General features: G+C 72.1%; 11 protein-coding genes. 7 read left to right on the forward strand and 4 right to left on the reverse strand.

From position 1 onward, the window contains the following. Positions 1-182 precede the first annotated feature (182 nt). From D7Y21_RS36195 to purB, 6 genes are all read left to right on the forward strand, one after another. Positions 183-980 (forward strand): hypothetical protein, encoded by a 798-nt coding sequence (locus D7Y21_RS36195; protein WP_120568211.1) that lies wholly within the window; start codon positions 183-185, stop codon positions 978-980. Positions 981-991: 11 nt separating this feature from the next. Next, positions 992-2,002, forward strand: coding sequence for a M23 family metallopeptidase (locus tag D7Y21_RS36200; protein WP_120568212.1), 1,011 nt, complete (start codon positions 992-994; stop codon positions 2,000-2,002). 75 nt (positions 2,003-2,077) lie between these two features. After that, positions 2,078-2,533: a dUTP diphosphatase gene (gene dut, locus D7Y21_RS36205; RefSeq protein WP_120568213.1), complete on the forward strand. Its 456-nt coding sequence runs from the start codon at positions 2,078-2,080 to the stop codon at positions 2,531-2,533. A gap of 114 nt (positions 2,534-2,647) precedes the next feature. Continuing rightward, entirely contained in the window at positions 2,648-5,707 is a 3,060-nt protein-coding gene (locus D7Y21_RS36210) for an SUMF1/EgtB/PvdO family nonheme iron enzyme (RefSeq protein ID WP_121718117.1), read from the forward strand. After that, complete coding sequence (locus D7Y21_RS36215) at positions 5,707-6,666, forward strand: ABC transporter substrate-binding protein (RefSeq protein ID WP_199724688.1); 960 nt, start codon at positions 5,707-5,709, stop codon at positions 6,664-6,666. The genes D7Y21_RS36210 and D7Y21_RS36215 overlap by 1 nt, the downstream gene beginning before the upstream one ends. Next, the gene (purB, locus tag D7Y21_RS36220) at positions 6,663-7,976 is read left to right on the forward strand and encodes an adenylosuccinate lyase (RefSeq protein ID WP_120568215.1); all 1,314 of its coding nucleotides are present in this window, start codon (positions 6,663-6,665) and stop codon (positions 7,974-7,976) included. The genes D7Y21_RS36215 and purB overlap by 4 nt, the downstream gene beginning before the upstream one ends. Before the next feature lie 30 nt (positions 7,977-8,006). Here purB and D7Y21_RS36225 read toward each other — a convergent pair whose 3' ends face one another. Further along, positions 8,007-8,963 (reverse strand): phosphoribosylaminoimidazolesuccinocarboxamide synthase, encoded by a 957-nt coding sequence (locus D7Y21_RS36225; RefSeq protein ID WP_120568216.1) that lies wholly within the window; start codon positions 8,961-8,963, stop codon positions 8,007-8,009. Positions 8,964-9,041: 78 nt separating this feature from the next. Continuing rightward, positions 9,042-9,632, reverse strand: a complete 591-nt coding sequence (locus tag D7Y21_RS36230; RefSeq protein WP_121718118.1) for a hypothetical protein — start codon at positions 9,630-9,632, stop codon at positions 9,042-9,044. Between the two features lie 51 nt (positions 9,633-9,683). Between D7Y21_RS36230 and D7Y21_RS36235 the strand changes: the two genes are divergently transcribed. Beyond that, positions 9,684-10,424, forward strand: a complete 741-nt coding sequence (locus D7Y21_RS36235) for an RNA methyltransferase (RefSeq protein ID WP_121718119.1) — start codon at positions 9,684-9,686, stop codon at positions 10,422-10,424. Positions 10,425-10,462: 38 nt separating this feature from the next. On the opposite strand, the gene D7Y21_RS36240 is transcribed toward D7Y21_RS36235, so the two are convergent. Both D7Y21_RS36240 and D7Y21_RS36245 read right to left on the reverse strand, forming a co-directional pair. Further along, entirely contained in the window at positions 10,463-10,735 is a 273-nt protein-coding gene (locus tag D7Y21_RS36240; RefSeq protein WP_120568219.1) for a vegetative protein, read from the reverse strand. Positions 10,736-10,885: 150 nt separating this feature from the next. Continuing rightward, positions 10,886-12,303, reverse strand: a 1,418-nt coding sequence (locus tag D7Y21_RS36245) for a S1C family serine protease (RefSeq protein WP_233612420.1), incomplete at its 5' end; no start/stop codon positions are given.

A 12,303-nucleotide genomic window follows, 5' to 3' on the forward strand; every position in this document is an offset into this window, starting at 1 on the left:
TTGTCATTGCGGGGGTGGGGCTCCCCGCCCGGCGGCGGCGCACCGCTCGAACCTGTCCGACAGTCGGACAGGTTTGGAGCGCGCGAGGCGGGAGTGGGCGGTGTTTTCGTCCTGGCGGGGTGGAGGCTTAAAACCCCGGGAGGGCCTCCCGCGTTGATGGGGGACCGCCTCGGAGGCGCTGCATGCCGGTCCACCCATCCAGCTCCTCGGAGCCTTCGAGCAGTTTCCTCACGGATGTCTCCCGGTTCCTGGGGGCGTTCCGCTGGGCGTTCATGCCGCTGGGCCTGCTCGCGCTGGTCGCGGTGGGCGTGCATGCGGCGGCGGACACGCTGGATGACCGGCTGCTCACCGCGGTGGACCGGCTGGACTCCGCGTTCGATGCGTGGGTGGGCCAGTTCCCCGCGCTCGCGTCGATGGTGGATTGGGTTTCGTTGGAGACGCGCACCCGCCTGGCTCGGGCCCTGGCTTTGGCCTGGGAGCTGGCGGCGGACCTGCTCCTGGCGCTGCCGGCGCTCGGCTATCGCGAGACCGACGCTGCCCGCCCCGTGGAGCCCTGGCGTCCGGTGACGGCGTCCACTTCGGAGGCCTCCTCGTGGAAGGCGCTGCTGCGGCGCTGTCTGCGGCGGCCCACTCCGATGCGGTGGGTGCGTCCGCTGGCCACCGCGGGCGTGGTGCTCGCGGGCGCGTGCACGGTGGCCCGGCTCGTCCAGGGCACGGTGTACCTGTCGTGGCGGCCGCTGTTCGGCGACGTGGCCTCGGACTGGGCGGCCCGGGGGCTGGCGGTGGCGGCGCTGTGCGGGGTGAGCGTGTCGCTGGGCTGGCGCGCGGTGCTTCGCAACCTCCAGCACGCGGATGCGGCGTGTGAATCGGTGGGGTCGCGGCGGGCGTGGACTCGCGGGCTCGTGGGGTGCCTCGTGGTGGCGCCGCTGGGCATTGCGGCGGCGTGGGACGCGGCACCGGTGCTGTCCTTCCTGCGCTGAGGCCCTGACGCATGTTCGCTCGACGCGCCCGGGGACTCTTGGACTTCACCTTCGCGCTGCTCTGCGTCTGGTGCGCCTATCACCACACGCCCGCGGGCGCGCTCTTGCGGCGCGCCGGCGCCTGGGCCTTCAACACGCGCACCACGGCCCGGCCGCTGCTCGCGTACTACGACGGTGTGAGCGGGACGGCCGTGCCCGTGCCGGCTGCGCTGCCCGCCGCGATGCTCCTGCGCGTGCCCACGAGCGCGGAGGCGCTGGCGTGGGGGACGCACTCGGCGCTGAAGGCCCTGGACCCGAAGGCCCGCGAGCCATCGCTTGCGCTGGCGCGTGAGCTGGGCATCGCTCCGGAGACGCTGGTGGATCCGGCGAAGGGACCGGCGGCGACGCGGCGGCTCTTGGATGCGCTCGCCAAGGACTTCCCGTCGGAGGAGGCGCGGGTGACGGCGGTGTTCGCCGGGCGGGTGCCCGCGCGCTTCGCCCTGGAGCGGGTGGACGCGGAGGGTGGGGCGCTCAGCCTGGAGCGCCTGGCGAAGCAGCTGCCCCCCGGCTTCGAGGGCTCCTCCGTGGGCGCGGCGCAGGCACTGGCGCTGTCCTCGGCGCTGATGCTCGGGTGGCCGGTGTCGGAGAGCGCCCCGGTGACGAGCCCCTTCGGCTACCGCGTCCATCCCACGCTGCGCACGCGCCGGATGCACACGGGGGTGGACCTGGCGGTGCGCTCGGGCACGACGGTGACGGCGGTGGCCGCGGGCGTGGTGCGCCGCGCGAGCGAGGACTCCGTCAACGGCCGCGTGCTGGTGCTGGACCACGGGCGGGGCGTGACGACGGCGTACTGTCACAACTCGGAGTTGCTGGTGAAGGCGGGCACGCGGGTGGAGAAGGGGCAGGCCATCGCGCTGTCGGGCAGCACCGGCCGGTCCACCGGGCCGCACCTGCACTACCAGCTGGAGCTGGCCGCTCGGCCCGTGGACCCGTTCGGGTTCCGAACAGCGCTGCGCATGGCGGACGGTGCGACCGAGCTGTGAGGGCCGGGTCACACGACCCGTGACGTCACCGCCAGGAAGTAGAGGGGGGCAGGGGTGCGTGTTACGGCGAGGGGCATGGACCCCACGCTGACCGTCCCCGTGCGCCGGGTGCGCTCGCATCCGGACCCGCTGCCCCTGCCGCGCCATGAGACGGAGCTGGCCGCCGGGCTGGACCTGCGGGCCGACATCGACGGAGAGCGGGTGCTCCAACCCCTTGAGCGGATGGCGGTCCCCACGGGGCTGGCCTTCGCGCTCCCGCCGGGCTTCGAGGGCCAGGTGCGGCCCCGCTCGGGGCTGGCGCTGCGGCACGGGGTGACGTGCCTCAACTCCCCCGGGACGGTGGACGCGGACTACCGGGGGGAGGTGCAGGTGCTGCTCGTGAACCTGTCCAACACTCCCTTCACGCTGCGTCGGGGGGACCGGGTGGCCCAGCTGGTGGTGGCCCCCGTGACGGCCACGGCCCTACGGGAGGTGGAGGTACTGGAGGTGACTTCCCGGGGGGACGGAGGTTTCGGGTCCACCGGCCGCTAGGGTCCCGGCGCGCAACGTCGTTCCTCAACGGCCTCGGAGCGGGCAGAATGGAGCCCCTCGGCTGTCCGCCGGGGAGGCCGCCCCCCCGCGGCCCTGTTCTGGAGTTTCACTGCTTTGCTCTGCTACCGCTGCGGCAGCCATGTCCCCGATACGAGTGAAACCTGCGCCACGTGTGGCCAGAAGTTCGACGCGGCCGCGCGTCAGGCGGCGGGGGCGGCGCGCCGCAAGGGCGCCGAGGGCGCGCCGTACAAGCCGGGCGACGTCGTCGCGGACCGCTACGCCATCCAGGAAGTTGTTGGGGCGGGGCCTCTGGGCTTCGTCTTCCGCGCGCAGGACCAGGCCATCGACGTGGAGGTGGCGCTGAAGGTCATCCAGCCCCGGCTGGTGCAGCAGCCGGAGGAGCGCACGCAGTTCGCGCTGTCCATGCGGGTGGGCAAGAAGCTCAACCACCCCAACCTGGTGCGCGTGTACGAGGAGGGCGTGGACGGGGACCGGCCCTTCTTCACCATGCAGCTGCTGGAAGGGCTGTCGCTGCGCCGGATGATGGAGCAGCGCGCGGCGAAGGGGCAGCTGTTCACGCTGAAGGAAGTGGAGCCGCTGCTGGCGCAGATGGCGGCGGCGCTGGACGGGGCGCACCGCTTCGGGCCGCACTCGGACGTGAAGCCGGAGAACGTCTTCGTCCTGCCGGACATGTTGAAGGTGTCGGACTACGGGCTGGGGCTCGCGGTGCCGCACCTGCCCTTCGTGCAGGCGCAGAAGGGGCACCGGGCGGCGGCGTACATCGCCCCTGAGTACGTGAATGGCGCGGAGCTGGACACGCGCATGGACGTGTACTCGCTGGGCGTGTTGATGGGGGAGATGGTGACGGGCCTCCTGCCGGAGGACGGCGGCGTGCCCGAGGTGTCGGTGCGGCATCCGGACCTGCCGCCCGCGTTCGAGTCCCTCTACCGGCGCGCGCTCAACGTGAACCCGCTGGCCCGTCCGAAGTCGGGCGGTGAGCTGCACGCGGAGTTCGCGGCGCTGGTGCAGCGGCACCCGGCCGCGGCGTCGAGGCAACGCGCGGTGCCCGCGTCGGGCGCGCTGCCGCCGTCCGCGGTGGCCGCGCGCGCGGCGAACAAGCCTCTGCCGCCGGTTCCCACGGGCATGATGCCGGTGGCGAGCGCGCCCACGCCGGCCGCGCCCCTCCCGGTGGTGGACGACGCGCCTCCGCCGGATGCGACGCAGCCGCTGGACGCGGCGACGCTGGCGGCCATCCTGGGTTCGAACGCGCAGGCGCTGGACTACATCACGGGGCCGGAAGCGCGCTCCGTGTCCGACGCGGCGACGCAGCAGGAGATGCGCGCGGTGGCGCCGGCGGGCCGCAAGGGCGCGGAGGCGGCGGCGCAGGACCCTCGGCTCCTGGGGCAGGCCCCCGACTCGGCGACGCAGCAGGAAGTCCGTGGGGCCTCGCGCCCGGCGGATGAACCGCGCGCGGCTCCGGCCAAGGCCGCCGAGCCGGTGATGCGCATCTTCGCGAAGGCGGAGGAGCCGTCGTTCCCGGCGGATCCTCGCGGCGCCCGCTCCGCGGAGGGCGCGGCCGAGGCGCGGTCCTCGGCCCGTGGCGGCGGTGAGGCCTCCTCCAGCGACGGGCGCTCCAACGGTCGGGGTGAAGCCGCCGCGGGCGAGGGACGCTCCGGTCGGGGTGAAGCCTCATCGGGCGACCTTCGCTCCAACGGTCGGGGTGAAGCCTCATCGGGCGACCTTCGCTCCAACGGTCGGGGTGAAGCGTCCAGCGACGGGCGCTCCGGTCGCGGTGAAGCCTCATCGGGCGACCTTCGCTCCAACGGTCGTGGCGAAGCATCCAGTGACGGGCGCTCCAACGGTCGTGGTGAAGCAGCATCCAGCGATGCGCGCTCCAGTGGGCGGGGCGAAACGTCCAGCGACGGGCGCTCCAACGGTCGCGGTGAAGCCTCGCTGAGCGACGAGCGCTCCGGTCGTGGTGAAGCCTCGTCGGGCGGCGGACGCTCCGGTCGCGGCGGCGAGGTGTCCTCCGACAGCCGGCCCAGCCATCGCAACGCGGATGCATCCGCCACGGAGTCACGGTCCGGCCGGAGTTCCGACGACGACGAGCCCTCGGAGTCCCGTTCCTCCAGCCGCGGTGGCCGCAACTCGCGGGCCTCGGGCGCGGTGTCTTCGGTGAACTCGCGCGGCTCGGAGCCGTCGAGTCCCCGCGCCCCGCGAGCCTCGGCGGCCCAGGGCGCGGTCCGCGCTTCTGGCGTTCACGGCGAGAACTCCACGAGCGGCCGCTCACGCAAGGGCGAACCCCCGCCGGAAGTGTCGGGCGTGCGCTCCTCGGCGCGCCGGCTGCCTCCGTCGACCTCCGGCCTGCACACGCTCCCCACGACGCGGGCCACGCAGGCGAAGCCGGCCCGCTCCGGCCCCAGCTCGATGATGTGGATGATCATCCTCGCGGTGGCCGGCGTCGTGCTGGGCGCGGGCGGAGGCTACCTCTACCTGCGCCTGCGCCAGGCCCAGGCCGCGAAGAACAGCACCACGCCCGCTACGCCGGGGCCCGCCGCCGCGGGGGACGGCATCCTGGCCACGGGCTCCTGTCCGGCAGGCATGCGCCTGGTGAGCGGCGGCAGCTTCAAGAAGGGCTCGTCCCCGGAGGACCTGCAGGCAGCCGGCTCCACCAATGAAATGCCCATGGGCAGTGTCATGGTGGAATCGTTCTGCGTCGACGAATACGAGTTCCCCAACCAGGCCGGCAGGAAGCCCCGCGTCTCCGCGACGTGGCTCGACGCGAAGGCCGCCTGTGAAGGACTCGGCAAGCGGCTGTGCTCGGAGGAAGAGTGGGAGAAGGCCTGCAAGGGCCCTGGCAACGCGCGCTTCTCCTCCGGCGACGAGCAGGCCCAGTCGGCCTGCAACACCGGCACGACGGATGCGGCCGCGGAGCGCACCCTGGCGCACTCAGGGGCCCATCAGTCCTGCCGCTCCGGCTACGGCGTGGCGGACCTCTCCGGCAACATCGCCGAGTGGACCGCCTCCAAATTCCCCAACTCCGAGGAGCTGCTCATCAAGGGCGGTTCCTTCGACACGGCCGGAGACACCGCCCGGTGCTCCGCGCGCCGCCGGGGCGCCCCGGCGCTGAAGTCCGCGGACGTGGGCTTCCGCTGCTGCCAGACCGCGCCGTGATGACGACGCTCCGGAGGTTCGCGCTCCTCACGCTCCTCCTGCCCGTCGTCGCCCTCGCGCAGGCTCCATCGCGAAGTCCCGCCCGGCCCCGCGTGGTGGCCGTGAAGTCCTCGAGCCTGGCGCCGTACGCCTCCTTCCTCGCCGGCTTCACGTCCGAGGCTCGCGCGGACGTCACCGAGCTGACCCTGGAGGAAAGCCCCGCCGAGGCCGCGCGCGTCTTCAAGACGCTGGCCGCGCAGAAGCCCGCGCTGGTGCTCGCCCTGGGGCCGCTGGCCGCCAACGCCGCGCGCCGCTCGCTGGGCGAGGACGTGCCCGTGCTCTTCGCCATGGTGCCGTACCACGAGAAGTACGGCCTGGAAGCGCCCAACGTCACCGGCATCGCGCTCACCAGCGACTTCGGGCCGGAGCTGGCCGCGCTCAAGGCCGTGGCTCCCGGCGCGAAGCGCGTGGGCATCCTGCATGACCCGCGCTCCTCGGCGGGCGCGGTGGCGCAGGCCCGCTCCGTTGGCGCTGGCCTGGGGCTCACCATCGTCCCGCTGGCCGTGGAAGCGCAGGAGCGCGCGGGCGAGGTGCTGGAGGGCGCGGCGGGGAAGGTGGACGGCCTCTTGATGGTTGCGGACAAGACCGTGGGCAACGCATCCGTCGTCCAGGCGCTCATCGCCTTCAGTGCCTCTCGCAAGGTGCCGCTGGTGGCGCTCACGGCCAGCCAGGTGAAGGAGGGCGCGACGCTGGCCCTCGCGCCGGCCCCGCTGGCGCTCGGTCAGCAGGCGGGAAGGCTGGCGAACAGAATCGTCCTCGAGAAGGTCGACCCCGGCGCGCTGGCGGTGGCGCGGCCCGAAGGCCTGGACCTCTCGTTCAACCTCACCGCCGCGAAGAAGTCAGGTCCGTCCTGTGACGTCGCGCTGGAAGTGCTCCGGTTCGCGGCGCGCCGGGACTTTGCCGTGAAGGTCTACGAGTGATTCCACGCTACAGCCGTCCCGAAATGGCCTCCCTCTGGTCCGACGTCGCCCGCTACCGCCGCTGGCGCGACGTGGAGCTCGCCGCGCTGGAGGGCATGGTCGCGCAAGGCCTCGCCCCCAAGGACGCGCTGGCGGACTGCCTCGCCCGCGCCGGTGACTTCACCGAAGCGGACGCCGCGCGCATCGAGGAGATTGAGCGCACCACCAAGCACGACGTCATCGCCTTCCTCACCTTCGTGGAGGAGCGCGTGGGCCCCAGCGCCCGCTGGCTGCACCTGGGCATGACGTCCTCGGACGTGCTGGACACGTCGCTGGGCCTCACCCTGCGCGACTCCGTGGACCTGCTCCTGAAGGGCATGGACCGCGTGATGGCCGCGGTGGAGAAGCGCGCCTTCGAGCACAAGCACACGCTGCAGATGGGCCGCAGCCACGGCATCCACGCGGAGCCCATCACCTTCGGGCACAAGCTGGCCATCTGGTACGACGAGCTGCGCCGGGGCCGCACGCGCCTCCAGCACGCGCGAGACACCATCGCCGTGGGGAAGATTTCCGGCGCGGTGGGCACGTTCGCGCACCTGCCGCCGTCCGTGGAGGAGCACGTCTGTCAGAAGCTGGGCCTCACGCCCGCGCCCGCCTCCAGCCAGGTGGTGCAGCGCGACCGGCACGCGGAGTTCTTCACCGCCATCGCCCTGGTGGGCGCGAGCCTGGAGAAGTTCGCCGTCGAAATCCGCCACCTCCAGCGCACGGAGGTGCGCGAGGCGGAGGAGCCCTTCACGCCGGGACAGAAGGGCAGCAGCGCCATGCCGCACAAGCGCAACCCCATCCTGTCGGAGAACCTCACGGGCCTGGCGCGCCTCTTGCGCGGCTACGCGGTGAGCGCCATGGAGGACGTGGCGCTGTGGCACGAGCGGGACATCTCGCACTCGTCGGTGGAGCGCGTGATTGGGCCGGACGCCACCATCCTCTTGGACTTCATGCTCCACCGCTTCGCGGGCCTGGTGGAGAACATGCGCGTCTACCCGGAGCAGATGAAGAAGAACCTGGACCTGCTGGGCGGCGTGGTGAACTCGCAGCGCCTGCTGCTGGAGCTCGCGCGCAAGGGCATGGACCGGCAGGCCGCGTACGTCGTCGTCCAGCGCAACGCGATGAAGATGTTCGAGGAGGGCGTGGACTTCCGGCAGGCCCTGCTGAACGACGCGGACCTGCTCAAGATGATGACGCCCGAGGAGGTCTCCGACTGCTTCTCCCCGGGCTACCACACGCGCCAGATGGACGCGGTGTTCCAGCGCGTCTTCGGCCGCGCCAGCTGAAAGCCCGCGCGGCCGTGACGGGCGAGGGGCTTACAGGTAGCCCTTCGCCCGCAGGTGCTCTTCGATGCGCGAGTGCACGTCCCCGGGCGTCAGCACCAGGGGCGTGCCGGTGATGCGCTCGTAGGCGGCCACGTACTTGGTGGCCAGGTCCACGCGCACGTCGTCCGGGATGGCGGGCAGCGCGCCGTGGCCGGAGAAGTTCCGCTCGCGGATGAGCCACTGGCGGATGTTCTCCTTGTCCAACATCTTCTGGTCCTCGCCCTTGGCGAATCTCGCCTCGTACTCGTCCGCCACCCAGTAGCGGCTGGAGTCCGGGGTGTGCATCTCGTCGATGACGAAGAGCTCGTCGCCCACCTTCCCGAACTCGTACTTCGTATCCACCAGGATGAGGCCGCGCGTGCGCGCCCACTTCTGGCCCTCCTGGAACAGGCCCCGGGCGGCCTCCGTGATGCGGGCCCAGTCGCGCGGCGTGGCCAGCCCGCGCGAAAGAATCTCCGCCTCGGAGATGGGCTCGTCGTGCTTGCCGTACTCGGCCTTGGTGGACGGCGTGAGGATGGGCGCTTCGAACGCGCTGTCCTTGCGCAGGCCTTCCGCGAAGGGCACCCCGTAGGCGGTGTGCGTGCCCTTCTCGTAGTCACGCCACAGGCTGCCCGTGAGGTAGCCGCGCACCACCACCTCCACGGAGAAGGGCTGGCAGGCGCGCGCCACGGTGACGTTCGCGTCCGGCACGTCCAGCACGTGGTTGGGGACGATGTGCTTCGTGCGGTCGAACCAGAAGGCCGCCAGGCGGTTGAGCACCTCGCCCTTGAAGGGGATGGTGGTGAGCACGTGGTCGAACGCGGAGAGGCGGTCGCTCGTCACGAGGATGAGCGTGTCGCCCTTGCGGTACGTGTCGCGAACCTTGCCCTTGTAGGGCGTGCCGAGCGACGGCAGGTCCGTCTGGCGAAGCGTGTGGGTGAGTTGCGCGTGGAGGGCGGAGGTGTTCACGTCGGAGGCGCCTCGCGGCCCCGGCCACTGACCGCCGGAAGGCGGCGGGAGCGGGGCCAGCTCATGAGGCGCGCGACTCTACTGGAGGCCCGCCGTCATGGAAGCAGGACCGTAGGCCGTTGCCAGGTAGAGGAACGCCGGGTTGATGCGCAGGATGCCGTCCACGTAGGCGACCGCGTACGGCGCGCCCGCGGCCCGGTCCACCCGCACCGCGCCCTCCGGCTGGATGCCCCACAGCGCCAGCAGCGTGCGCGCCACCAGCTCCGCGGCCTCGCGCTCCGACAGGCCCTGAAGGCTCTCCCTCCGGTCCTCCGGCCAACGGTCGCCCGTCCGCGCGTCGAAGACGAACTGGAGGCCGCTGCCCGCGTCCGGCGGCTGGAGCAGGTCCGCGCGGGGCTCGAAGCCCGGCGCCGCGACGAACTCGTTGCCCTGGATGATGGGGAAGAGCGCCACGCCCTGCGCGGACTGCCCGGCCTGCATCTCCGACTGGCGGGCGATGTCCCGGAAGAGCTCCAGGCGGACGGCCGGGGACTCGAACTCCACCACCTCTGGCGAGCTGCTCAGCGCCTGCCGCGCCGTGAGCGAGGAGCGCACGGGCGCACCCGTGCCGTCGCACGCGGTGGTGAGCAGGGACAGCGACAGGAGCAGGCCAGGGACCCAGCGACGCATCAACGGGAATATACCGATCACGCCGACGCACCACCAGCTAAACTCCGGGGCATGCGACCAGGTGCGGAGCTGACTGTCGTCCTTCATCAGACCCGTTCACCCGACAACCTCGGGGCTGTCTGCCGGGTCATGGCGAACTTCGGTTTCGAACGTCTCATCCTCTCGGAACCCGTGGTCCAGGACTTCAGCCTGGCGGAGAAGATGGCCGTGAAGAGCGGCCACATCCTTTCGGGCATGCGCGTCGCCCCCACCCTGGCGGAGGCCCTGGAGGACTGCGTGTACGTGGTGGGCACCACGTCGCGCACCCAGGTGGTGAAGCGCGCCCCCCTGACGCCGGAGGACGCGGCGCGGCGGCTGGCGGAGGAGAGCACGCGGGGGCGGGTGGCGATTCTGTTCGGAGGGGAGCAGCGCGGGCTGTCCGACGAGGACCTCACCCACTGCCAGGACCTGCTCGTCATCCCCACGTCGGACGTGCAGCCGTCCATGAACCTGGCGCAGTCCTCCGCGGTGCTCCTGTACCTCTGCCACCGGCAGGGGCTCACGTCGGCGCCCGTGCTGCCTCAGGAGGAGGAGGCCGGCGCGCGGCTGGGGACGCTCAACGCGCTGAGCGGGCGCATGCGCGCGGCGATGCTGGCGGCGGACTTCCTCAACCCGGAGGCGCCGCAGCACGTGCTGCACGAACTGGAGCGGACGTTGATGCGTGCGCGGCTGACCCAGCGAGAGGCGGAGCTTTGGCTCAACGCCTTCAAGCATCTGGGCCGCGCGGTGGCGCCGGGGACCTCCCGCGAGTGAGGCGGGGGGCCGGCGCCACGCGAACAGCCTGAGGCGACTTAAGCCGCCGCTTCCTTCTTGTAGGTCTCGGCGAAGTGCTTCTCGCACAGGCCGGCCTTGGGGCCGACCTTGGCGCGGCACTCCGGCTTGGAGCACACGCGGTAGCGCGTGTGGGGCAGCTCGCCCTGGCGCCACTTCTTGAAGTGGAAGAAGCAGTAGCTCTTGGCGCGGTAGGGGCGCTTGCAGCCCTCCACGGTGCACGCCTTCTTGCCGCCGCCCTTGGCGGTGCGCGGCCAATGGGTGAGCTTCGTCGTCTGGGTGGCCTCGGCCATGGTACGGATTCTCCTGCGAAACGATGCTTGAAGACCCGTGACGCCACCTGTGGGTGGATCCGCCACGATGTGAAGGCGGACGGTGTATCGCCGGGTTTCGCGGAACGCAAGGAGCCTGGAGCCCCGCCAGGGCCCTGAAGGCCCCATCCGTCAGGGGGCAGCCAGGCCGTCCTCGGCCTTGGGAATGCCGCCGGACCGTCCGGATTGGGTGCGCGGCACCGGGGAGAGCAGCTCCTCCAGCACGGAGCGGGCCCCGGCGGTGCGCTCGCCCGGCGTGCCACCCGAGGCCAGCGTGGACGGCGGCGACTCCACCAGGGGCAGGTCCTCCAGCTTCACCTTCAGCGTCATGGGGCGGCCCAGCCGGCGCAGCTGCAGCCGGATGTTCTGGCCCACGCCGCGCGCGGCCACCTGCCAGCGCAGCGTGTGCGCCCGCGCCACGGACAGCCGGTCCATGTTCAGGATGACGTCCCCGGTGCGCAGGCCCGCGCGGGCCGCGGGGCCGTCCTCCACCACGTCCGTCACCACCACGCCCCGGCCGCGCGGGTTCAGGTTGAAGGCCTGCGCCACCTCCGGGGAGAAGTCCTGCACGCTGATGCCCATCCACCCGCGGCGCATGCGCCCGTGGGCCTTGAGCTGCGGAATCACCGTCTTCGCGATGTCGATGGGGATGGCGAACCCGATGCCCTGGCCGGACACGTTGACGGCGTTGGCCACCGCCACCACGTCGCCGTGCAGGTCCAACACCGGCCCGCCGGAGTTGCCCGGGTTGATGGAGGCGTCCATCTGCAGGTAGTCGAAGTCGCCGTCGCGGCCGTTGGGTGTCACGTCCGTGCGGCCCACGTAGCTCACCACGCCCACCGTCACGGAGTGCGCCAGCCCGAACGGGTTGCCAATGACGACCACCCAGTCCGCGATGCCCACGTGGGACGCGGACGCGAGCTTCAGCACCGGCAGCTTCCGGGGCGCGTCCACCTTGAGGAGCGCGCAGTCCGTGCGCTCGTCCTCGCCCACCACCGTGGCGGGGAACTCCTCCACGTAGCCGTTGGCGCTGCGGATGGAGATGGTGACCTCCGAGGCCCCGTCCACCACGTGCGCGCTGGTGAGGATGTAGCCGTCCGGATGGATGATGAAGCCGGACCCGATGCCGCGCTGGGGCTCCTCGCCCGGAGCCACCTCCGCGAGGTCCTGGCGCGTGGTGATGGACACCACGGCCGGCATCGCCTTGCGGGCCACGTCACTGAGGTTGGAGTGCTGCCGGGAGACGGCGCGGTTCTGCGCCTCCAGCCACAACTTCCCGGGCGTGCGGGCCCCGGCGCTGCTCGCTGTCCCCAGCGCGCACGCCAGCACCGCCACCCTGATGCCGCCCCCGAACCGCGTCCAACCCATGGGCCCCGCCTTCCCACCACCATCCAACCCAATGCCCCGGCGCAACCTAGGCACGGGATGGATGATGAAGCCGGACCCGATGCCGCGCTGGGGCTCCTCGCCCGGAGCCACCTCCGCGAGGTCCTGGCGCGTGGTGATGGACACCACGGCCGGCATCGCCTTGCGGGCCACGTCACTGAGGT

Origin of the sequence: Corallococcus sp. AB045 (assembly GCF_003668895.1) — a bacterium.
GTDB classification, from domain to species: domain Bacteria; phylum Myxococcota; class Myxococcia; order Myxococcales; family Myxococcaceae; genus Corallococcus; species Corallococcus coralloides.